This is a genomic window from Candidatus Accumulibacter necessarius (assembly GCF_036625085.1).
The window spans coordinates 356437-379207 of the sequence record NZ_JAZKUM010000006.1 but is presented as its reverse complement, the minus strand read 5'-3'; the positions used below and the strand labels follow the sequence as shown (position 1 = coordinate 379207).

Genomic DNA, 22771 nt, shown 5'->3' with positions numbered 1-22771 from the left:
GACCACACATGTTTGCCGAAAGCAAGTCCATGAACCAAGCTGCCGCGAGCCCGACATTGTCTTCCACCAGCCCCGCCTGGCGCATCGCCGTACCGACGCTGGCGCTGACCCTGCTGGTGATTCTGGTGCTTTTCCGCGAAACTGCGCTTGACATGGCGGCGATCTGGCGGCGCTCCGACACCTATGCGCACGGGATGATCGTGCCACCGATCACGCTCTGGCTAATCTGGCGGGTGCGCTCAAGGATTGCCGTACTGGCGCCCAGAGGCAGCTTTCTCGCCGTCCTGCTATTGGCTGGCGCCGGCTTTGGTTGGTTGCTTGGCGAACTGGCCGCAGTCAATGCGCTTTCCCAGTTTGCGCTGACAGCGATGCTGATCTTCGCCGTGCCGGCGGTGCTTGGCTGGACGGTCGCGCGCCGCATCGCCTTCCCGCTGTTCTTTCTGCTCTTCGCCGTTCCTTTCGGTGACTTCACCCAGCCCAAACTGATGGAATGGACTGCACACGCCACTGTGTTTGGCTTGCGCCTCACCGGAGTTCCGGTGTTCAGCGAAGGGCAGAACCTGGTGATTCCATCGGGCAGTTGGTCGGTTGTCGAGGCGTGTAGCGGGGTCCGCTATCTCATCGCCTCGGTCACCGTAGGAACGCTCTTTGCTTATCTTACTTATTCCTCCTTGAAGCGGCGACTGCTGTTTGTTGGCGTTTCGATCATTGTGCCGATCATCGCCAATTGGTTGCGTGCTTACATGATCGTGATGCTCGGCCATCTGTCCGGCAACAGGCTGGCTGTCGGCGTCGACCATCTGATCTACGGTTGGGTATTCTTCGGCGTCGTGATCCTGGCCATGTTCTGGATTGGGGCGCGCTGGCGGGAGGACGAGCCGGACGTGGTACCCACGTCGTTGTCGACGAGTGGGGTGACCGTTGGTGGCATGCCAGCCGTTGCCTCGGTGGTGGTCGCAGCCGTTGTCACCGTTCTGGTGGCGGCACTATGGCCGCTCGCGCAAAGGCAGATCGATCAACAAACGGCGCAGCCGGTCAGTCAGATTTCTCCCCTTGGGCCGATCGTCGGCTGGCATGAAACTCGCGAAGGCTTGTACGACTGGTCGCCAAGCTTCGAGAACTACGCGGCGAGTAAGCAAGTGATCCATCAAAAGGACGGGCAGCAGGCAGGACTTTTTGTGGCGTACTACCGCAATCAGGACCAGCAGCACAAGCTGGTCACTTCATCGAATGTTCTGGTGACCAGCGACGATCGCGTATGGTCGAGAATCGGCGGCGGCACGCGAGAAGTCTCCTTCAACCAGCAGCCAGTCAAGATTCGAACGACAAGTCTGCGGGGACCGGGCAGCACGCAGATGGTCGTCTGGCAGTGGTACTGGATTAACGGGCGCTGGACCTCCAGCGATGTTCTGGCCAAGGCGTATACGGCATTTTCTCGGCTGACCGGCCGGGGGGACGATTCGGCAGTGATCATACTGTACGCGCGGCAGACCCAGCCTGGCGAAGCGGAGGCGATACTCGCTGCCTTTGCCGATGCGGCCGGCGAGGTGATCGAAACCGCGCTGCGGCAGACGGCTGATTCAAGGTGACGACGGTGCACGACCTGCGTCCGCTGGTTGCCCATGTGGTCTATCGATTCGACGTTGGCGGCCTCGAGAATGGCCTTGTCAATCTCATCAATTGCATGCCCTCGGATACGTATCGCCATGTTGTGATTTCCCTTACGGAAATCACCGATTTCCGGCGACGAATAGGACGTGACGACGTGCAATTCTTCGCGCTGAAGAAGGCGCCGGGACACACGGTCTGGCTCTATCCCCAGTTGTTTCGCCTGTTCAGGGAGTTGCGCCCGGTGATCGTGCACAGTCGCAATCTCGCTGCATTGGAAGTGGTCGTTCCGGCCTGGGCGGCAGGTGTTCCGGTGCGCATCCACGGCGAGCATGGTCGTGATGTGGGCGATCTCGATGGCTCGAACAGGAAATATCAGTGGCTGCGCCGCTGCTACCGGCCATTCGTGACGCATTACATAGCGCTGTCGCGCGATCTCGAGCAGTATTTGACTTCACGAGTTGGCATGCCGCCAGCCAGGGTGACGCAGATCTACAATGGGGTTGATACACGACGTTTCTATCCGGCCGAGACCCGTCAGCCGATTGCCGGCTGCCCATTTTCCGATCCGATGGGTTGCTTGATCGGTACTGTCGGGCGCATGCAGGTGGTCAAGAATCAGACGGCACTGGCAGAGGCTTTCATCCGGGTACTAAAGGCATTTCCCCAGTTGGAGAGCCGTCTGCGACTCGTGATGATCGGCAACGGGCCACTGCGTGCGCAAGCGCAGGCTTTGCTCGAGCAGGCAGGCGTGGCCGAATTGGCGTGGCTACCGGGCGAGCGTGACGATGTGCCCGAGATCCTGCGCGGACTGGATTGTTTCGTGCTCCCCTCGCTGGCTGAAGGCGTATCCAATACCATCCTGGAAGCGATGGCCAGTGCCTTGCCGGCGATAGCCACCGACGTCGGCGGCAATGGTGAATTGGTTGAGTCGGGTCGGACCGGCGAGCTGGTTGAGCCTGCCGATATCGATGCAATGGCTCAGAAGATCGCAGCCTACGCGATCGATCCCCGACGGGCGAGGGTAGCGGGAGCGGCCGGGAGGGCGGTCGTCGAGCGTCGCTTCAGCCTTGAAGCCATGACTCAGGGTTACCAGGATCTCTACGATCGACTGCTCAAGTCCCGGAGCCGAATGCCGGGTCGTAATGCATTGGTCCATCCGTAGGCCAACGCGCGACTTGAAGAAGGGAACAAAGACAGATTTATGTGCGGCATTACCGGAATATTTGATACTCGTGGCCGACGTGACATTGATCGCTCCGTGCTTACCCGGATGAACGAGTCGCAGCACCACCGTGGCCCCGATGAAGGGGGCATGCACTTGGAACCGGGCGTCGGCCTGGGTCATCGGCGGCTCTCGATCATTGACCTGTCCACTGGCCAGCAACCACTCTACAACGAGGATCAGAGCGTTTGCGTGGTGTTCAACGGCGAGATCTACAACTACCAGGAACTCATTCCCGAGTTGCTGGCGCTTGGCCACGTCTTCCACACGCGCAGCGACACCGAGGTGATCGTGCACGCTTGGGAGGCGTGGGGCGAGGAGTGTGTTCGCCGTTTTCGCGGCATGTTCGCCTTCGCTTTATGGGATCGAAACCGCGAAACTCTTTTTCTGGCGCGCGACCGGTTGGCTGTCAAACCGCTCTACTACGCGCAGCTGCCCGATGGGCACTTTATCTTCGGCTCCGAGCTCAAGTCACTGCTGGCGCATGGCGTACTGGCACGAGACATCGATCCGCTCGCAGTTGAGGAATACTTCGCGCTCGGCTACGTGGCCGAGCCGAGGACGATCTTCCGTCAGGCCAGAAAGCTGCCGCCAGCCCACACCCTGATGCTGCGTCGCGGGCTGCCGGTACCTGAGCCGCGGGAGTACTGGGACGTACGTTTCAGTCTCGACAGCCGCTGTTCGCTGACCGAAGCCTGCGCGCAGCTGGACGAGAAGCTCGGCGAGTCGATTCGCCTGCGGATGATCTCGGAAGTGCCGCTCGGCGCGTTTCTCTCCGGCGGCGTCGATTCCAGTGCCGTCGTCGCCCTGATGGCTTCTCAGTCGGCAGAGCCAGTCAACACCTGTTCGATTGCCTTTGATGACCCCGCATTCAACGAAGCCGCATTCGCCCAGACGGTTGCTGACCGCTATCGAACCAACCATCACTGCGACCTGGTCGCCAGCGACGACTTCGACCTAATCGACACGCTGGCTAGGCTATATGACGAACCCTACGCTGACAGCTCAGCGATTCCGACCTACCGGGTCTGTCAACTGGCACGAAAACATGTGACGGTGGCCCTCTCGGGCGATGGCGGTGACGAGACTTTTGGGGGTTATCGCCGTTATCGCCTGCACCTGATGGAAGAACGACTGCGTTCCGCTCTGCCGCATGGTATTCGCCAGCCGCTGTTTGGCCTGCTCGGCCGCGTTTTCCCCAAGGCGGACTGGGCGCCGCGCATGTTCCGCGCCAAGACGACGTTTGAAGGCATGGGGCGAACCTCCGTCGAGGCCTATTTCCATTCCGTCTCGATCCTGCGTGGCCCAATGCGAACCAAACTCTTTACTGATCGTTTCCGGAGTGAGATCGACGGCTACAGTGCGCAGGAAGTCTTTCGGTCTCATGCCGAGCGAGCCGGCACCGACGATCCTTTGGCTTTGATTCAGTACCTTGACCTCAAGACCTACTTGGTGGGCGACATCAATACCAAGGTTGACCGCGCCAGCATGGCACACTCGCTCGAGGTGCGTGAGCCGCTGATGGATCACGAACTGGTCGAATGGATGGCGACACTGCCCTCATCGCTAAAGGTGCGTGGCCAGGAAGGCAAGTTCCTCCTGAAAGAGGCGATGAAGCCGCGCCTGCCGGAGGATATCCTCTTTCGCCCGAAGATGGGTTTCGCCGTGCCGCTCGCCCGCTGGTTCCGTGGCCCGCTCAGGGAACGTGTTCGGCAGGCGGTGCTTGGCCCCCGCCTGGCGGCGACCGGCTGGTTCAATCAGGATTACCTGCGCCATCTCGTCGATGCCCACCAGTCGGGAGCGAGCGATTACAGCTCACCCTTGTGGACGCTGGTGATGTATGAAGCCTTTCTGCGCAACGTGCTCGACGCGCCGCCAGACCAAGCCGCCATTGCCACAGCTCTTGAGTTGTCGCGATGATCTCGCGTAGCTTCATATGAGCAATCTCCTATATCTGGTACACCGCCTGCCGTATCCGCCGAATAAAGGCGACAAGGTTCGCTCGTATCATCTGCTCAAGCATCTGGCTGCCAGGCATCGTGTGTTCCTCGGGACCTTTATTGACGACCCTCAGGATGCTGCTTATGTCGAGACCGTGCGTCGGTATTGCGTAGACCTGCACGTCGCCCAACTCACTCCCCACCTTGCCCGGCTTGCCAGCCTGAGCGGTCTGCTTGGCAAGCAGCCGCTGAGTCTTCCCTACTATCGCAATGCGGGTCTGCATGCCTGGGTTGATCGTACGCTGCGAGAACAGCGGATTGACGCGGCCGTGGTTTTTTCCTCGGTCATGGCGCAGTTCATCCAGGATGTTCCGCAGCTCCGCAAGCTGGTCGATTTTGTCGATGTTGACTCGCTTAAATGGACCCAATATGCAGCCAATCACCGCTGGCCGATGTCCTGGCTCTATCGGCGGGAGGGAAGGTCTCTACTGGCCTTTGAACGCTCATTGGCAATCCAGGCGGATCGCTCCTTTTTCGTCACTCAAGGAGAGGTCGACCGGTTTTGTAGTCTCGCACCCGAGTGCGCTGACAAAGTTGAAGCCATGTGTAACGGCGTCGACGCGGACTATTTTTCGCCCCAACACAAGTTTCCGTCACCGTTTGCTTCGCAGGAACTCCCACTCGTGTTTACCGGTGCCATGGACTATTGGCCGAACATTGATGCAGTGACCTGGTTCGCGGCAGAAATGCTCCCTCGCTTGCAGCAGAGCTGGGCCAGAGCGAGGTTCTACATTGTTGGACGCAGCCCAACGTCCGCGGTGCAGGCGTTGGTGGGAGAGCACATTGTTGTCACAGGAACGGTCCCCGATGTGCGTCCGTACCTGCGGCATGCCGCGGCTGTCGTCGCACCGCTACGGCTGGCGCGTGGCGTGCAGAACAAGATCCTCGAAGCCATGGCCATGGGTTTGCCGGTTGTAGCATCCCAGGAGTGCGCGACCGCCATCGATGCCATCCCTGAGCGTGATTTGCTGACTGCCGGCACTATTTCACAGTTTGTAGACCAGGTTGAATCCATACTTCGGGAACCCGGGCGCGCTGCCGCCATTGGATCTGCGGCGCGAAGGCAGGTATCGGCGCGCTACAGTTGGAACGCCCATCTCTCATGCATCGATCGCTATCTTGACCAGTGACATACCTTACCTTGCCACGAACATATCGAAACGCTCCCGGGTGGTCGGGATATTGGGGCCGGATTATGGGCGGTAGTCGATGAGTCTGCGCGTTCTGCACATCCTCGACCACTCGATCCCGCTGCACAGTGGCTATACTTTCCGCACGCTTTCCATCCTGCGTGAGCAGCGCAAACTGGGGTGGCAGACCTTTCACCTCACCACGCCCAAGCACATTGATTGCCAATTGAGTGAGGAAGACGTGGATGGCTGGCATTTCTACCGCACCCCCGTCGCCAAAGCGCCCGCTGTACGCCGGCCCGGCCTTGATGAACTGGAATTCATGCGTCAAGTGGAAAAGCGCCTGATGGAAGTGGCCAAGACCGTCAAGCCCGACATCCTTCATGCCCACTCACCAGTGCTCAATGCCCTTCCGGCACTGCGCGTGGGCAAGCGCCTTGGCTTGCCGATGGTCTACGAGGTGCGGGCCTTCTGGGAAGATGCGGCGGTAGACCATGGCACCGCGACAGAGAGCAGCCTTCGCTATCGCCTCAGTCGTCGCATGGAAACCTATGCCCTCAAGCGCGCCGATCATGTGTTCACGATCTGTGACGGCCTGCGGAATGACATCCTGGCGCGGGGCGTTTCCGCTCGGAAAGTGACCGTGATTCCCAATGCGGTGGATATCGAGGCCTTCTCCGTGGGTGGCGAGCCTGATGGCGCACTCAGGGCCCAGTTGGGTCTGCAAACCGCCACCGTCGTCGGCTTCATCGGCTCCTTTTACGCCTACGAAGGCCTCGATCTTCTTATCGACGCCTTGCCTCGGATTCTCACGGCACGTCCTGAAGTCCGCGTGTTGTTGGTTGGTGGTGGTCCCCAGGAGCAGGCCCTCAAGGAGCAGTCTGTCCGACTCGGATTGTCTGACAAGGTGGTTTTTACCGGCCGCGTACCCCATGCCGAAATCCAGCGCTACTATGATCTGGTTGATGTCTTGGCCTACCCCCGCCATTCTATGCGCCTTACCGAGCTGGTGACACCCCTGAAGCCGCTCGAGGCGATGGCACAAGGGCGTCTGCTGGTGGCTTCAGACGTTGGCGGACACAAGGAGTTGATCCGCCATCACGAGACAGGAATGCTCTTCAAAGCGGGTGATCCGGTGGCGCTGGCAGATACAGTGCTTCAGCTCGTGTGCCAAAGCAGCCGCTGGCCGGACTTGCGGGCTACCGGCAGGCGCTTTGTCGAACAAGAGCGCACTTGGCAACGGAGCGTTGCCAACTACCAAGCGCCATTTGCGCGCCTCTGTCAGGTCAAGCCAACAGCATGAACGCTCCCAATCGCCTGACCCACCTGCACGGGGCCGCGCCCGAACAATATCGGCCGACTCGTCCGCCCTATCGCCTCGGGCTTCCGCTGTCGCCGCTAGGAACCAGCGGAGCGAACGCGTCGAGCAGCTGCGCGGCCACTTTCACAGCCTCGTCCCGGGGTAGCCGGAGTTGAGACAACATGGCTAGTCTGTACACAACGCTCGCTGCTGGTCTGATCTTTCCTCTCCACGAGCGCTTGAAACACCATGACACGGTCGCCGTGCGTAAGCACATGGAGGACGCCCAATGGTGGTCACCGGAACGTCTGGAAGCCTTCCAGTTGCAGCGATTGCGCGCGCTGCTGACAAATGCTCAACAGCATGTCCCCTACTACCGCGAACTGTTCGCAAAGCTGGGGTGCAAAGCAGAGGACATCCGTTCTTTGGGCGATCTGAAATGCCTGCCTTTCCTGACGAAGCCAATCATCCGCCAGAACCTGGAACAGCTCAAGTCCGGGCAGGCGCAAGGGCTTGCTCGCTTCAATACCGGCGGGTCTTCAGGCGAACCTCTAATTTTTTTCATCGGCAGGGAGCGCGTCAGTCACGACGTCGCGGCCAAGTGGCGGGCCACCCGCTGGTGGGGCGTGGACATCGGCGACCCGGAAATCGTCGTCTGGGGCAGCCCAGTCGAACTGACCGCCCAGGATCGCATCCGCCAGATGCGCGACCGGCTGCTTCGCAGTCAGCTCTTGCCAGCATTCGAGATGAGCGAGGCCAATCTAGATGGGTTCGTGGCGACCATTCGCCGCACCCGTCCGACGATGCTTTTCGGTTACCCTTCGTCGCTCTCCCTGATCGCCCGCCATGCCGAAAAGCGTGGTCAATCGATGGACGGCCTGGGTATCAAGGTCGCCTTTGTGACGGCCGAGCGGCTCTACGACCATCAGCGCGACGATATCGCGCGCATCTTTGGTTGTCAGGTCGCCAATGGCTATGGCGGGCGGGATGCCGGTTTCATCGCCCACCAGTGCCCACAGGGTGGGATGCACATCACAGCCGAAGACATCATCGTCGAAATTGTCGATCGGGATGGTAATGCACTGCCCCGCGGGGCTGTGGGCGAGGTAGTGGTGACACACATGGCCACCGGCGACTTCCCCTTCGTCCGCTACCGCACCGGTGACGTCGCGATTCTTTCGGATAAGACATGTGCCTGTGGGCGTGGCCTGCCCATGCTGGAAGAAATCCAGGGCCGAACAACCGATTTTGTGGTGGCTGCCGACGGCACCATCATGCATGGCTTGGCTGTTGTTTATCCAATTCGTGATATCCCGGGGATAGAGGCTTTCAAGGTGGTGCAAGAAACGCGGGAGCACGTGTCTGTCCAGATCGTTCCGGGGGAAGGTTGCGGTGCGGAAGTCGAGGTGGCGATCGCCAAAGGTATCAAGGCTCGCCTGGGGCAGAGCGTAACCGTCGCGGTCGAGAGAGTGGGGGAAATACCTCGGGAACAGTCGGGCAAGTACCGTTACATCGTAAGCCATGTCATGCTCACTTGAGAGAGGACAATGCAGATGCTTGGAAGCTGGCTGGCGGCGGTCTCAGGAAATCTAGTTCGCGGCTTGATGACGAGAATGCGTCAAGATGACATTGGGTTGCTTGTGGCCTTCGGCGGTTTCGTGGGTTCTTGTGCTCCTGCCAGATCTGCGACAACGCCGGCCTCGAATCAGACACCGAGACCCACCGGTACCGAAGCCCGGTTTACGGCCAGAGGCCTTTGGTTCGTTCGTGAGGTCACCAATGCGTGACCTGCTGATCCTGGGTATTGTGCTCTCCGTCTTGCCTTTTGCACTGCTTCATCCCCGGATCGGCGTGCTCTTGTGGACCTGGATCAGCATCATGAATCCGCACAGGCTGGCCTTTGGTTTCGCATTCAGTGCACCCTTTGGCACGGTAGCGGCGGCTGTCGTCTTCCTTTCGCTGTTCATCACGCGCGACAAGATACGTATGCCGTGGGCGTCTCCGGTTGTGGCGCTGCTTCTGTTTGTGCTGTGGATGTGTTTGACCACTGCTTTTGCGATTGATCCAGCGGGTTCGCTGACTCAGCTTGAAAAGGTCCTGAAGATTCAGCTCATGACCGGGGTAGCCCTGATGGTATTGCATGAGCGCAGACATATCGAACTGTTTGTCTGGGTCAACGTTCTCTCGATTGGCTTCTATGGGCTCAAGGGCGGCATATTCACCCTTCTGACCGGTGGCCAGCATCGCGTGTGGGGCCCAGATGGCAGTTTCATCGGCGACAACAACACCCTCGCTGTCGCCATCATCATCGTTATCCCATTGATAAACTACCTGCGGATGGTTGCCACCCGTCGAGCGGTGCGTCTCGGCTTACTGGCGCTGATGGTGTTGTGTGGTCTGTCTGCCTTGGGGTCACAGTCCAGGGGGGCATTGGTCGCAATCACAGCCATGACTCTGTTCTTGTGGCACCGATCCAATCGTAAGATTGTCTTTGGGGTAGCCATCGCCTCGGTTGCCAGTGCGCTGCTTGCTTTCATGCCTTCATCATGGGATGAGCGGATGGGGTCGATCGGGGCGTATGAAACGGATGAATCTGCGCAATCAAGATTTGGATCCTGGGGTTTTTGCATCAAGGTTGCCAATGACCGGCCGCTGGGCGGCGGGTTTGATGTTTATGGCACGACCAACTATGCGATTTACGCTCCGGCCGTTAAAGGAACGCCTGTCGCCCACAGCATTTATTTCTCGGTACTTGGCGAGCATGGCTACGTGGGGTTGGGTCTCTTCCTGCTCCTTTGGTGGTTGACATGGCGTGAAGCGGCACGGATGCGAAAGGAATCGGCGAAACGATCCGAACTGGCGTGGATCCATGCGCTGGCCGGGATGTGTCAGGTCTCCCTGATCGGTTACCTGGTCGGTGGTGCATTTCTGCAACTTGCCTATTTTGACTTGCCTTACAACATTATGGTCATGGTAGTCGTCGCCCGGCGCTGGATGAGACAAGAGGACTGGAAACGCGAGACGAGTGGTGCTTTTGGGTCTGGCAACCCCGTCACAGGAGTTCAGCTTGCGCGTCCGGAGCCAGCGAGATGATCGTGAAGGGTTTGATTCATGCTTGTTCCTCTGGAGGCGCACGAGGACAGCTTTCCATCCTGATTTTTCATCGTGTTCTCGCTCAGGCGGATTCCGTTCTCAACTGGGATCCCGATGCACGTGAGTTTGGGCAGGCCATGCGCTGGATAAAGGAGTGGTTCAACGTCCTGCCGCTGGATCAGGCGATCGCCCGGCTCGATGCGAATACGTTGCCCCCAAGGGCTGCGGCGATTACCTTCGATGACGGCTATGCCGATAATTGCACTGTCGCAATGCCAATTCTCAAATCCCATGGCCTGACAGCCACGTTCTTTGTGGCTACAGCGTATCTCGATGGTGGACGGATGTGGAACGACACGGTCGTTCACTCTGTCCGCAATTGCGCCAAAGCAAAGCTGGATCTCTCCAGCAACGGGCTTGGGGTCCATGACTTGGCTTCAGTACATGCCGTTCGCGCGGCAATTGCGAGCATCCTGAATGACATCAAGTATAGAGACCCGCCAGAGCGTCTCGAACTCGCCAATTTTGTCGCCGCAACCGCTGGGGCGAGGCTGCCATCGGACCTGATGTTGACCTCGGAGCAGGTAAGAATCATGCGCGGTGCCGGAATGTTGATAGGCGCTCACACGGCGACGCACCCGATTCTCGCCCGGTTGAAGCCCGGCCAAGTGCGCACGGAGGTTCTTGATAGCAAGGATTTTCTCGAGTCGTTGCTACAGGAGCGGATCAGCCTGTTTGCCTACCCTAATGGAAGACCGAATGTCGACTATCGCGCGGTCGATGCGGAGATCATTCGAGCATTGGGGTTTGACGGAGCTGTGACTACCGCCTGGGGAGTCGCCGACCGGACCAGCGACAGGATGCAGTTGCCCCGCTTTACACCGTGGAGTCGAAGTCGATGTGGGTTTGGTTTACAACTCGTTAGAAATATGTGGCAGAGCCCATCGATGCGGACAGACCAAACCGCGAGCTGACAGCAAGAATAACTATCCTGGGGAAGGCGACAACTCGAGGAAAAATCGCAAGGAATAGCCATGAAAATTGCGCTGTTGTGCTCTGGATTGGGTAATGTGTATCGTGGGCACGAAGTGTTTGCTCGGGATCTATTTTCACTTCTGAGGGGGTCGCTCGATATCACCCTTTTCAAGGGCGGTGGGGAGTCCGCACCGGGGGAATTGGTGATTGACAACATTCCGCGTGGAGCCTCCTGTCTCGACCACGTTCATGTCGCTTCTTCCCCAAAGTGGGCGGAGTCGTTGAGGGTTCAGGAACGTTGCAGAATTGAGGCAGAGACGTTTGCCTATGCGGCGCTCAAGCCGCTTCTTGAGGGCGAATTTGACGTAGTTCACTGCCTCGAACGCGAAGTTTGTGGAATTGTTTTCGACAAACGCCACCTTTTCAAGTCGCCACCAAGGATTCTTTTCTCCAATGGCGGGGCCATTCCCGCCAGGGATCTGCCGCCGTGTGATTTCGTTCAAGAGCACACGGCGCTAAATTTGTCACATAGTGCGAAGGGAAAATCGTTCATGATTCCCCACGGTGTGGATATAGGACTTTTTCGCCCAGACCTTGTTTCGGATTTCAGAGCCCAGCATGGCATTCCCGAGGATGCCTTTGTGGTGGTTAGCGTCGGTGCTGTTTCATATGGACACAAGCGGATGGATTATGTGGTTCGCGAGGTTGCCGCCGTGAACAATGCTTATCTGGTGGTGGCCGGACAAGAAACTCCAGATACGCCGGAGATTGTGGCCTTGGGGCAACGCCTGATGGGTAAAAGGGTCGTTTTCACAAAAGTCCCGCATGAGGACTTGCCCAAAGTGTACGCTGCCGGCGATGTGTTTACCCTGGGTTCTGCGTTTGAGACCTTTGGCATTGTTTTCATCGAGGCCATGGCAGCGGGATTACCGGTAGTCTGTACCAACCACCAGAACCAGCGCTCCATTGTCAAGGAAGGGATTTTTATCGATATCACAAAGCCTGGTGAGCTCACCAGGGTTCTCCGTGACACCGATCGGGAAGTGTTGTCGACACTTGGAAAGCGTGGCAGAGAAACGGTTTTGAAGAACTACGACCTTGCCCTGCTGAAGCAGCAGTACATCAAGCATTACGAAAGGATTGCCTCGTGCCCCGTGGCGATGCCGGAGTTTTCCTTGAAGGACAAGATAGCCGCCAACGCCAAGAATGCAGTTCGGAGTGCAGTGAGTGTTGTTATTGGGCGCTCGGGGTGAAGGTGTTCCTGCCTCGGGGAGTGAAAACGGTTTCTCTGCAGCGTTCGACTTCGTTCGATACGATCGTAGATGTGACCTTCTGGAAGATGACGCACTGGTGTGCCGAACTGCCAAGGCGTCTTGCCGAGAGACCGCACGGCTCCGGAAGGAGCGCCTCGTCATCGGTCACAGTGATTATTTCTTGCTTCAGCGCGCTATCTCCTTCGATGGCCTTGGCAGCGACTGGAGGAAAGATGGAATTAGGCGGTTGTTTGAAGCTTCTGACATGGAAGAGCTTTTTTTGGGGGGGGAAACATGGCTATGTTCCTGATGACGAGAGCCAAATCAGGTCGGCTCGCCGTGGTGGGGACGGCGTTGCTATCGCTTCTGACGGTTTGGCCGATGATCGCCGCGGCCAAGCCCAAAGCGATTACCAACGAAGAAATGGCATTGATTCCGAGGTATTGTCCTTACACGCAGGATTTTCCTCTGCGGAATAGTCCAGATCGGCGGGTCTGGGAAGCTCGGATAGGCGCCGGCTTTCTTTCGCACCTGCATCACTATTGCTGGGCGCGGGTCGGGATGCTGCGTGCGGAGCGCACCAGTACACCCTCATCACAAAGATACAACTACATCCTGGAGGCGGCGAATGACATGGAATATGTAGTTGAAGTCATCGGAATCAATCGAGGTTTTGTCCTGATGCCTGAGCTTCTGACGAAACAGGGAGAAATCGAGCTACGTCTCCCAGATCGCGACCTCAATAAGGCGGCCAAGGCATTCGCCCAGGCGCGTGCGCTAAAGCCTGACTATTGGCCAGCTTACGCGAGTTGGGCCGAGTTCCTGATCTACTCGGGGAAAAAAGCCGAAGCAAAAACCTTGGTGGAATCAGGCTTGCAGCACAGTCCAACGTCGAAGGTTCTGCTAGAGCTGCATCGTGTACTCGGGGGCAAGCCCTCTGACGTTCGGAGTGGCACTCGTCAGCAGGAAAGTGTGGTTCCTGAACGCAGAGCGTCGGCACTGTCAAAAGGCGGCTCATCTGCACTCGATTCGAGCGCCGGCGTAGCGGGTGAGGCCGTAGGCAAGTAAGTGACAGACATTCAAATGTTTGCAGCAGACATTAAAATGTTTCCAGATTTCTTGCGACCGACGTTGCAGTGCCATGGTGCTGCCGGTGGAGGACTGTACCTTATGCTTGCGCCGAAACCTTTGCGCGCGAGCCGAGAACACCTGCTGGTGTTCCTGCGCGTCCTTTTTCCCTATGGACGGCACGAAGCCTGGAACGTCTTGACACACACCAGGTAGTGGCCTGCGTGGCTGGACGCTTATCCCGGCGTTTGTGTTAGCAACCAGTGTCCCATGTTCATTTGTGTGAAGGAACTGATGATGCAAGGAACATTGAAGGACGTAAGCGATCTTCTGGCCTGCCCGAAATGCAAGTTTCCCCTTGAGATTGGCACCTCGAGTTGCCGTTGCATATCGGCCAGCTGCGGTCGAGTCTTCCCAGTCGTGCGCGACACACCGGTACTCATCGTCGAAGAGCAGTCGGTCTTCCGTCTTTCGGACTACAGACCAAGCGACTCGATCTCCCTCGGTTACCGGCCACACCGCAGGTTCGTCTCCATCATTCAGCGCTACGGACCGTCCATTACCGAGAACCGGATCGGGGAGGCGCTCTACGCGGAACTACTGACTCAGCTCAGGCGGCTGCCCGGTGAGGGCCCAAAGCGCGTCCTGGTTGTCGGCGCGGGTGACGCCGGAGCGGGGATCACTGGGTTGCGCCAGGCTGCAGATATGCTGGTTCTCGAGACCGATGTGTACTTTGCTGGCACTGTGTTTGTCATCGCCGATGGGCACGATCTACCGTTGCGCGATGGCAGCGTTGACGCAGTGGTTCTGCAGGCAGTGCTTGAGCACGTGGCCGATCCCGTGCGTTGCGTGGAGGAGGCGTACCGAGTGCTACGAGAAGGCGGCCTGATCTACGCCGAGTCTCCCTTCATGTATCCTGTGCACCTGGGTGCCTATGACTTCCATCGTTTTTCGTTGATTGGCCATCGGCGCCTCTTCAGTCAGTTCAAAGAGGTCCGGATCGGTGTCGGTGCTGGCGCTGGCACCGCGCTGGCGCTGGCTTTTCGCTCGTTTCTGCTCAGCCTGTCGGCTGTGAAGTCCTACCAATCCATTATCCGGTTGCTCACGCCCTTCCTGGTCTTCTGGCTCAAGTACTTCGACCGTGCGACCGCCACCAAGCCGCATGCCAGCGATTACGCCTGCACGACCTATTTCCTGGGGAGCAAGGACACGATGCGGATGACGGATGCTGAAATCATCGGTACTTATCGGAAGCTGCGGTGATCGTCCACCAACCGTGCTCCGGATCGACTAAGCCCGAGGGCATGACAACAGACCTGCCAATCAACTCGTCTGAACGGGCATCGGCGGTGAAAGCCATGACTGTCTCCGTCATCGTACCAACGTTCAATCGCGCTCATTGCATCGGTGAGTGTCTGGAGAGCCTTCTGGTCCAGACCGTTCCGCCACTGGAGATCGTCGTTATTGACGACGGGTCCGAAGACGGAACGGCAGACGTGCTAGCACGCTATGGGGATCGTATCAGGTACGTTCGGAAAGAGAATGGAGGCAAGCCGAGGGCGGTCAACCTTGGGCTGTCCTTGGCCCAGGGGGCGCTGATCTGGATTTTTGACGACGACGACGTCGCACTGCCCGACGCCATTGAGCGGCGCCTGGAGGTGCTGGAGGCCAAGCCAGGCATCGGGTTCGTTTACGGTCAGCACTTCATCGGCACGAACGGCCCGGATGGTCACATTGTCCAGGGTCGTCTTTACTCGCCGCCGTGCCCAAGGGACGAGGAATTCTTCTTCGAAATCATGCGCAGCTGCTTCTTTCATCTGGGGACTGCGCTGGTGCGACGCGAACTGCTGGAGGCGCTGGGTGGCCTTGATCCCGCGTTGCTCAGCGGAGAAGACTACGATTTGCAGATCCGCCTGGCTCGTATCGCCAAGCCGGCCTTCTGCGAGTCTCCAATCTTCGTCTTCCGCCAGCACGGTGGTGTCCGCGGCGCCAAGGCCATCCGCTATACTGCGTCACAGCGCAGCAGCGTCTTCAGGAAGCACAGTGGAGCAATTGGCAGGAAGATCCGGTCATCGCTCGCCCTAGGCGGATACCTGACGCCGCCGGTCACCGGCGCCATTGATCAACGGTCGACCAGGGCCGCACTCCTGAACCGTATCCGCGTGATGGCCAACCATGGCTGCATCGACGAAATGTTCGAGGATCTGCGTGCGGTGCTCGACCTGTGCGCACCCGATGCTCCTCTCACGGGGCCCGAGTGTGAAGCCATCGCACTGGCGATGCGTGAAGGCTGGGCGTACGAAGCCAGCGTGCAGGACTGGCCCCGATTCCTCACCGAAGCGCGTCGGCTACGGGGTTCTTACGGCGGTAACCGGGCGGTTCGGGCGCTTGCCAAAGGAGTAATAGTTCTAGCCAGGTCCTATCCCGCACCCACTGGGCAGCGTCTGGAAAGGGCTGTCAAGGGTGCTCAGATCTACATCTGCGCATGCGTCGGATAAAGGAGTAACGCACGATGAGCTTTCTCGATCAGTATTGCAGCGGGTGCATTTCATCCGACTCTTCTCCGTGCTGCTGTGTTGGACTGAGCAGGTGTAACGATGAGTGATCTGGCCGCACGAGCCACCGACACAATTGCAGCGCATCTGCGCCTGTGGGGTGAGCATTGGCGAGTACAAAAAAAAAAGATGCTATCACCGTCGTCGGTTTCGCCATCAGACAAGAGACTACTTCTCCTGGTTGGCGAATTTGCGCCCGCCATTGCTGGCGGAGTTTATCGGCCTGCGGCCCTCGCCCGTTATGCCAGCCAAGCCGGGTGGAGTGTTACCGTCGTGACCGGTCAAGCGCCACCTTCGCCCAGCGCAGCAGGAAAGCGATTGCTAGAGTACGTTGGGGCAAACGTACGCGTTGAGCGCTTCTCGCCGCCTACGCTGGTACCTAGCTACCGGCTCTTCCCGCAAGTCGATGGTGGGATGCTTGGCGCGTTGGACATGGTTGCTGCCGCACATCGATGCTTTGGTAACGACGTCCCGAAGACAATCATAGCCACCGGCCCTCCGTTTTCAAGTTTTGTTGCCGGATGGTTTCTCGCCAGGCAGCATGGCGCTCGTCTAGTACTTGACTACCGAGATGAATGGTCGGAATGCCCGTTTGATTTTGTCGCGAAAACACCAGCGGGCAGAGTTTGGGAGGCAAAGTGTCTGGCACACGCCGAGCGTATCGTTGTTACAACCGAGTCGCAGCACCAGCATCTAGCGAAGATTTTTGGTGCGGCCATTGGCAGCAAGTGCTCGGTGGTGCCCAATGGATGGGAGCCCGCAGAGTCCCAGGAGGTGATCGTCCCCAACTCGAGAACACTTGACAGACGGATAGTTCTGACATTTGCGGGCAAATTGGGTGGTCACACCGACCCTAAGCTTTTTCTCGATGCTGTCCAGTCAGTGCTTGCTCACCGACCCGAGCTTAGAAAACAGTTATTGCTTCGCTTCGTTGGCTACAAGCGCGAAGATGCCTTGTTGCAGCTGCAATCATTCCCGATGCAAGACGTTATTGAACTGGTGCCCGTTGTGCCATTGGCTGAAGCCGCACGGCTGATGCGCGAATCGGATGCATTGTTGCTGTTGCACGACTCTCGCTTCGATCGCTATCTACCTGGAAAACTGTACGAGTACGCGGCCTCTGGGACCCCTGTTCTATTGATAGATGACGACGGTGAGTCTGATCGCCTGGTCAGGAGTCTGAACTTAGGCTGGAGCGTTCACCATGGTGACTTGGACTCCCTTGCCAAGGTCCTAGAAGAGTTGGGGATGCGCCGTAGTATTGGCGACTTGCATCAATCCTCGCGTTCTACCGATCTGGGCGAATGGCTCCGGCGGCACACCCGAGAAAACCTGGCGCATCAATTCCTGTCGCTAGTCGACACCAACGAATAGGATTGGGTCGGGAGCCTCGTGCAACACTCCCCCGCGCGGAACGTATCAGCTGAGGTTCCCTCGGTTTTTCGTCTTTCAAGGAGTTAGCGTCCTTGGTAACTGTTTTTCCTGATGCGCGGTGTGGAGTCTGCTCGCCTTGGCTCGCTCGGCGTTGGGGCATGCACTTGCTGTGTCGGTCAGCCCTCGCCACCCAAGAAATCGCGGCCAGTGAGACCCGTGTGCTGAAATTTCAGGCCTTCCAGGGGGGACGGCTATGTTACGTTATCCTTGGCAGACGCAAATTTGGGGGGAAAATTACTCACGACCGGTGAAGGAATCTGCGTGCCAGATCACTGAAGTCGCGTAGATACTGGCGAGACAGCAGGTGCAACGTCAGCAGATAGACGCAGCCACCCAGCACGACGTACAAAGCCAGTCGACCGCCGGCCATGGAGATCCATTCCGTGGAGAACGGTCGTGCTAGGTAGACCGACGCCCAGAGTACCACTGCGGCCAGGGTGGGCAACCCGAGGATCTGCCAGATATGGCGGAAGCCTAGCCCGATAAGCCCGAGCGCCGTGCGGAACGGTATTAGCGAATAGAAAGAAACCAGCACCAATCCCTGCGCTACGGCTTCGATCCCATAGGGCAGAGTCAGCCAGATCGCCGCGACCACCAGTAGCGAACTGACGACGTTGTACTTCAGGGCCAGGCCGACGCGATTGTGCGCATTGAATAACGGCGTGGCGATGGCCATACTGGCCTTGAGTGCTGCGCTAAGCCCGAACATACTCATGACGGGAATCATCGCCGACCATTGCGGCCCGTAAAGTGTCGGCACCAGTTCGGGTGCGGTGGCCGAGACGCCGAAGCCAATCGGGATGACGATGGCTGCCAGCATCCGTCCGCTACGCATCAACATCTCGCGTCCTCGCTCGGGATCCGCCTGTACGGCGGCGAATGCGGGGAACAATACATGCTGCAAGGGCATTGCGATGCGGGCGCGAATCTCGTCGGTGAGCGAACGCGCGGTCTGGTAGTAACCAAGCGACACCGCACCGAGCTGGCGCCCGATCAGCATCAGGTCGACATTCATGTTGGCGTAGAACAGCAGCCCGCCGCCAAAGTAGCTGCTGCTGGTCCGCCAGGTGGACATGATGTAGGGGAGATGGAAGCGCAGGCGCGGCCGATAGGGCACCACTGCGCAACCGAGTACAACCTGAACCAGAGTGCTGGTCAAGGCGCCGGCCACCAGGCTCCAGACGCCGAAGCCGATCCAGGCGAATCCGATCGCTACCAGGGTACGCGTGACGATGGTGGTGATCTGAATCCAGAAGTCGGTGCGAAAGTGCATCAGGCGCGCGAGTACGACGCCGGGGATGATGGTGAGGCCAATCATCAGGAATGGCAGGCAGAGCACTTTCAGGAGATCGCCGACTAGCGCGTCGTCGAACAACCAGTCGGCGAAGAAGGACATCACGAAGACAGCTGCGGCCAGCAGCACACCGAGCGCGGTGCCGGCCCAGAATACGGTGTCCATCTGTAGCCGGCTGATCACTCGGCGCTGGATCAGCAGATTGTTGAAACCGAAGTTGCTGAACAGTGCGGCAAGTTCGGTGACCACAGTGGCCATGGCAATGTAGCCGAAGTCCGCCGGCGTCAGTAGCCGCGCCAGGATGGCCGTGGAGCCGATGGTGATGACCGTCCGGAGCATGATGCCGAGGAACTGAAAGGTTGCGCCGTTGATGACCCGCCGCCCGAGATCGTCGGCGCGCAGGACCAAAGCTCGACGCACGAGAGTGCTCCGTCGGGAAGCGACGGAGCTTTGTGGCGATGGGTTGGTCATCGTGGTCTCATCAGGAGGAATCGGGCAAGGGAATTGTGCTAACGGGCGACCCGTTTGCGGTGGAGCAGTGAATGCGCCATGGACTTTCCGAGCAGTTTCCAGCCGAGCAGGCTACGAGGATCGGTGCACAGTGCCATCGTTGCGCCGTAGCGAGCCCGGCCCAGGTCTCCGGCCACCAGGTTCGCGCCAGCGAAATCGCTCCAGCTGCGGGCCAGTCCACGATCCACTTCGGTCTTGCGCGCGGCCGTGCCGTCGGGCGACACGTAGCCCCATCGCGCCAGCGCGCGTGAGATCACGACGTCCTTGTAGTTGGTCTCCAGCGGTCCCTTGGTGATATTGTTGGGGTGCATGCGGTAGAGTGCCAGGGGGCGGGGTACCCGAACAATGGGCGTGACCCGTGAGGCGCGCAGCCACAGGTCCCAGTCCTCACCGATGGGCAGTGTGGTATCGAACAACCCTACCTCGTCGAATACCGATCGGTGGGCGAGGACAGTGGAGGTCCACACTGCGCATTCGAGCAGCAACTGCGGATAAATCCACCCTGTAGCGCCGCTCCAACGTTCAGTATCATCGGCTTGCGCTTGCAGCTCGGCCAGGAAGTCGGGTGTGGGCAGGGGAGCAGCACTGGACCAGACCTGCCAGGCCGTATAGGCCATCCGGGCCTCAGGCTCCATAGAGAGAAGGTCCATTTGTGCGCGTAGCTTGCCGGGGAGCCAGATGTCGTCGGCATCAACGAAGGCGATCCATTCGCCTCTTGCCTCTCGAACACCGTGGTTGCGCGCGGCTGCGACCCCCTGGTTGGCCTGCTGCAGCAAGCGGACGTTGGAAACCGATCCGTAGCGCTGCCTGATGAGATCCGCCGAGCCGTCACGGGATCCGTCGTCGACGATCACGACCTCCAGGTCCGGACCATTCTGCAGTAGCACCGAATCAACCGTCGAGGCGAGATAGCGCTCGGCGTTGTAGCAAGGAATAACCACGGACAGGGAGGCGCTCTTGTTCATTGGCCGTCGGGGCGCTAACCAGGGTGAACCAACACAATGGAGTGTCCATATCCCATTAGCTTACCAAGCGCGATGACCGCAAGGACTGTCCAGTGCCGCATGGGGTCCTGCCCGGGAGCTTTGCGGCGGCTCCGACAGGGATGTCCGTTGGTGCAAAAGAGGGCAACGGGCTCCAAGTTGGCAGATATCGGCTTGGCGCCCCCACTGTCCGGTAGCACAACGGCGAGTCTGTCGAAGGCGATCATCGTCGTGAAGTTGGTTCTCAGGGTTGCTTGAAGGCAAAAATAACCGTGCCGGGGGTCAGCAGGTGCCCCGCGAAGCGCAGCGGCGGCAAGGTTCGCGCCATAGTCGCCACTGCTTTCTCCAGCGGGTTTCTGTTCGCCGTATCAATCAGGTCGAAGCGATCCAGGCAGCGAAACCCCCGTTGCCCCAGATAGCGGGACAGCGAATAGAAGCTGAACCAATTGACGGCTGGATACTTCGCGTGGTTCACGATTTCGGGCCTGGTAGTGACAGCGAGGTGTTCGTACTTGCGTTTCACAAAGCCGGGGTACCAGCTGTACAGCGGGAGTTCGAATTCGTCCTGCTTCGGGCAGAGCCAATTGGTCGTGCTGAGAAAAAGCAAGCCGCCTGGCTTGAGAATACGGGCAGCCTCGTTCAGGACGCTTTCCCAGTCGACTACATGCTCCAGAAGTTCGGGCAGGAGGCTGACATCCATCATTTTGTCAGCATAAGGCAGTTCCGTAGCCGAGCCGACAGCAAACTCGATGTCAAGGTGTTCATCCTCTGCTCGCTGTCTGGCCACCTCGATCAATGGTGCATTGACATCCAGTCCATGAACGTGGTGCCCCAGTTGAGCCCACAGGCGAGATTGAGTGCCGGCGCCGCATCCGATATCTGCCACCTGCAGGCTAGACCGGTTCTCAGGACGCTGAGCGAGGAGCGCAATGGCCTTATCCCTCACCCGGGTGAAACGTTTCACCGTTTCAGGTTCGAGGCTCTGGCGCGCATAGTAGTCTACGAACTCTCGGTGGCTGGAGTGGTCCCATGATCCTGGGTTCTCTGGCTCGGGGGGGGGGGTGTTAGGCATCTTGTTAACCTGGAAGGGTGTTTGGCTTCCCTTGGCTTTGCATTGTCCAAGGGCCATTTTTCGTGCGGCTAGCTTCTCGCGCTGGTGGAATCTGACCACCCAATGCTCTCGGATTCGCAGTGATGACCCGACCACAATGCACGCTGCGTCCGGAAGTGGGCGCCCGGCGGGCGTTATTCGTCCTCATCCCTTGACATCCACGACGTCCGAAGTCAGACGCAACTCGACGCGCCGCTTGGGCGAACAGCTTACCGAAAAATATGGCGGAATCGACGCCAGCATCAGCTCGAAGCGCCCTGCCTTGAGGACAGTTGTGCGCCCAGTCGGTTTCGCTCCCAAGCGGTCGTGTGCGTGCCGCGATGCCAGGTTGAAATGTGTTATCCGACTGAATGTGTAGCGAACGCCGCATGCGTGCAGGTACTCGTTGGCCGCGTGCCAGATGGCCGCGAACGCGATGCCCATTCGCTGTTCGGGAAACACGTACAGATCGAAGTCAAACACCGACTGCTTGTCCTCAGTCAGGCAATATCTGAGCCGCACCTCGTCTTCATCATAGCAGTTGAAGCAGAACCACACGTATCCGAGCAGCACTTCCTTCCGGAATACGCCCAGGCACCGCGCCCCTTGATCGATCCGTGACGCCTTGATTTCCGGCCGTGCCTGGATACGTTCGAACGCGGGGTCACAGGACTGGATCTCGGCGAACGTCAGATTTCTGGCCATTCTGGCCGGAAGCAGAGGCGTGCTGGTTATCGGCTGCACCATGAGGTCATAAACATACAGACCGAGACTGGGTGAGAGTTGGCCCATCAGACGGTCCAGGATGTATAGCGCACCCCCGATCCAACCGAACTCCTTAAGCGGGTGCAGCAGGCGGCGTAAAGTGCTTCGCATTTTCAGTCTTACTTGCTTGGTCATTGGTAAGGAAAAGTACCGGTTTGTTAGGGCAGTGGACACGTGCTCGAAGTGCCAGCAGGGCTTCGATGAGTCCGTGGCCATTGATATCTTCCACTGGATGCACCTGAGCCAATCTCGTTTGCGCGCCTGGTAGATCAAGATTTGCTTCCAGATCGATCACTGGTACCTGACCCTCTTGCAAGGCGCGAATCACGGCCAACCCATGACCGCAGGTTCCGACAACGACGGCAGGAGCTTGGTCAAACGGATAGTCTTCTCTCATGAACAGGTTTCGGCCGCTGCATAACTCATTGGCATCGATGCTTCTACGTTGGCCGGAAGGTCGGGCTCCCCTGCACAGCAATAAGTCCTCG

17 protein-coding genes are annotated in these 22771 nt (G+C 58.7%); 13 read left to right on the top strand and 4 right to left on the bottom strand.

Features of this window, described 5'->3' with window-relative positions; translation table 11 throughout:
* Nucleotides 1–29 precede the first annotated feature (29 nt).
* From xrtA to V5B44_RS18105, 13 genes are all read left to right on the top strand, one after another.
* On the top strand, nt 30–1589 hold the full coding sequence (xrtA, locus tag V5B44_RS18165; protein ID WP_332360394.1) for an exosortase A: 1560 nt from the start codon (nt 30–32) through the stop codon (nt 1587–1589).
* 5 nt (nt 1590–1594) lie between these two features.
* The gene (locus tag V5B44_RS18160; RefSeq protein ID WP_332360393.1) at nt 1595–2773 is read left to right on the top strand and encodes a TIGR03088 family PEP-CTERM/XrtA system glycosyltransferase; all 1179 of its coding nucleotides are present in this window, start codon (nt 1595–1597) and stop codon (nt 2771–2773) included.
* 39 nt (nt 2774–2812) lie between these two features.
* Complete coding sequence (locus V5B44_RS18155) at nt 2813–4753, top strand: XrtA/PEP-CTERM system amidotransferase (RefSeq protein ID WP_332360392.1); 1941 nt, start codon at nt 2813–2815, stop codon at nt 4751–4753.
* A 16-nt stretch (nt 4754–4769) separates the two neighbouring features.
* Nucleotides 4770–5963 carry a TIGR03087 family PEP-CTERM/XrtA system glycosyltransferase gene (locus tag V5B44_RS18150; protein WP_332360391.1) on the top strand — a complete coding sequence of 398 codons (1194 nt, stop codon included), beginning with the start codon at nt 4770–4772 and terminating at the stop codon, nt 5961–5963.
* 85 nt (nt 5964–6048) lie between these two features.
* Nucleotides 6049–7266, top strand: a complete 1218-nt coding sequence (locus V5B44_RS18145) for a TIGR04063 family PEP-CTERM/XrtA system glycosyltransferase (protein WP_332360442.1) — start codon at nt 6049–6051, stop codon at nt 7264–7266.
* A gap of 179 nt (nt 7267–7445) precedes the next feature.
* The gene (locus V5B44_RS18140) at nt 7446–8801 is read left to right on the top strand and encodes a phenylacetate--CoA ligase family protein (protein WP_332360389.1); all 1356 of its coding nucleotides are present in this window, start codon (nt 7446–7448) and stop codon (nt 8799–8801) included.
* Nucleotides 8802–9042: 241 nt separating this feature from the next.
* On the top strand, nt 9043–10356 hold the full coding sequence (locus V5B44_RS18135) for a putative O-glycosylation ligase, exosortase A system-associated (protein ID WP_332360388.1): 1314 nt from the start codon (nt 9043–9045) through the stop codon (nt 10354–10356).
* The gene (locus V5B44_RS18130) at nt 10353–11330 is read left to right on the top strand and encodes a polysaccharide deacetylase family protein (RefSeq protein ID WP_332360386.1); all 978 of its coding nucleotides are present in this window, start codon (nt 10353–10355) and stop codon (nt 11328–11330) included. Before V5B44_RS18135 ends, V5B44_RS18130 begins: the two co-directional genes overlap by 4 nt.
* A gap of 60 nt (nt 11331–11390) precedes the next feature.
* Nucleotides 11391–12584 (top strand): glycosyltransferase family 4 protein, encoded by a 1194-nt coding sequence (locus V5B44_RS18125; protein ID WP_332360385.1) that lies wholly within the window; start codon nt 11391–11393, stop codon nt 12582–12584.
* A gap of 300 nt (nt 12585–12884) precedes the next feature.
* Nucleotides 12885–13652, top strand: coding sequence for a hypothetical protein (locus V5B44_RS18120; RefSeq protein WP_332360384.1), 768 nt, complete (start codon nt 12885–12887; stop codon nt 13650–13652).
* Between the two features lie 420 nt (nt 13653–14072).
* Complete coding sequence (locus V5B44_RS18115) at nt 14073–14915, top strand: class I SAM-dependent methyltransferase (protein ID WP_332360383.1); 843 nt, start codon at nt 14073–14075, stop codon at nt 14913–14915.
* Between the two features lie 95 nt (nt 14916–15010).
* The gene (locus tag V5B44_RS18110) at nt 15011–16150 is read left to right on the top strand and encodes a glycosyltransferase family 2 protein (protein WP_332360382.1); all 1140 of its coding nucleotides are present in this window, start codon (nt 15011–15013) and stop codon (nt 16148–16150) included.
* Between the two features lie 99 nt (nt 16151–16249).
* Nucleotides 16250–17581, top strand: a complete 1332-nt coding sequence (locus V5B44_RS18105; RefSeq protein WP_332360381.1) for a glycosyltransferase — start codon at nt 16250–16252, stop codon at nt 17579–17581.
* Nucleotides 17582–17879: 298 nt separating this feature from the next.
* Here V5B44_RS18105 and V5B44_RS18100 read toward each other — a convergent pair whose 3' ends face one another.
* The 4 genes from V5B44_RS18100 to V5B44_RS18085 all read right to left on the bottom strand — a co-directional run bounded on the left by V5B44_RS18100 (nt 17880) and on the right by V5B44_RS18085 (nt 22556).
* Nucleotides 17880–19355: a lipopolysaccharide biosynthesis protein gene (locus V5B44_RS18100; RefSeq protein ID WP_332360380.1), complete on the bottom strand. Its 1476-nt coding sequence runs from the start codon at nt 19353–19355 to the stop codon at nt 17880–17882.
* Nucleotides 19356–19444: 89 nt separating this feature from the next.
* Complete coding sequence (locus tag V5B44_RS18095) at nt 19445–20410, bottom strand: glycosyltransferase (protein ID WP_332360379.1); 966 nt, start codon at nt 20408–20410, stop codon at nt 19445–19447.
* Between the two features lie 262 nt (nt 20411–20672).
* A complete protein-coding gene (locus V5B44_RS18090; RefSeq protein ID WP_332360378.1) occupies nt 20673–21392 on the bottom strand; it encodes a class I SAM-dependent methyltransferase in 720 nt (239 codons plus the stop codon).
* A 291-nt stretch (nt 21393–21683) separates the two neighbouring features.
* Entirely contained in the window at nt 21684–22556 is an 873-nt protein-coding gene (locus tag V5B44_RS18085; protein WP_332360377.1) for a GNAT family N-acetyltransferase, read from the bottom strand.
* Nucleotides 22557–22771: the final 215 nt, after the last annotated feature.

What these genes read in the sequence shown, in the direction of transcription:
- xrtA (WP_332360394.1), top strand. Translation starts at nt 30, where the DNA reads ATGAACCAAGCTGCCGCGAGCCCGACATTGTCTTCCACCAGCCCCGCC.
- V5B44_RS18155 (WP_332360392.1), top strand. Translation starts at nt 2,813, where the DNA reads ATGTGCGGCATTACCGGAATATTTGATACTCGTGGCCGACGTGACATT.
- V5B44_RS18150 (WP_332360391.1), top strand. Translation starts at nt 4,770, where the DNA reads ATGAGCAATCTCCTATATCTGGTACACCGCCTGCCGTATCCGCCGAAT.
- V5B44_RS18140 (WP_332360389.1), top strand. Translation starts at nt 7,446, where the DNA reads ATGGCTAGTCTGTACACAACGCTCGCTGCTGGTCTGATCTTTCCTCTC.
- V5B44_RS18135 (WP_332360388.1), top strand. Translation starts at nt 9,043, where the DNA reads ATGCGTGACCTGCTGATCCTGGGTATTGTGCTCTCCGTCTTGCCTTTT.
- V5B44_RS18130 (WP_332360386.1), top strand. Translation starts at nt 10,353, where the DNA reads ATGATCGTGAAGGGTTTGATTCATGCTTGTTCCTCTGGAGGCGCACGA.
- V5B44_RS18125 (WP_332360385.1), top strand. Translation starts at nt 11,391, where the DNA reads ATGAAAATTGCGCTGTTGTGCTCTGGATTGGGTAATGTGTATCGTGGG.
- V5B44_RS18120 (WP_332360384.1), top strand. Translation starts at nt 12,885, where the DNA reads ATGTTCCTGATGACGAGAGCCAAATCAGGTCGGCTCGCCGTGGTGGGG.
- V5B44_RS18110 (WP_332360382.1), top strand. Translation starts at nt 15,011, where the DNA reads ATGACTGTCTCCGTCATCGTACCAACGTTCAATCGCGCTCATTGCATC.
- V5B44_RS18105 (WP_332360381.1), top strand. Translation starts at nt 16,250, where the DNA reads ATGAGTGATCTGGCCGCACGAGCCACCGACACAATTGCAGCGCATCTG.
- V5B44_RS18095 (WP_332360379.1), bottom strand. Translation starts at nt 20,410, where the DNA reads ATGAACAAGAGCGCCTCCCTGTCCGTGGTTATTCCTTGCTACAACGCC.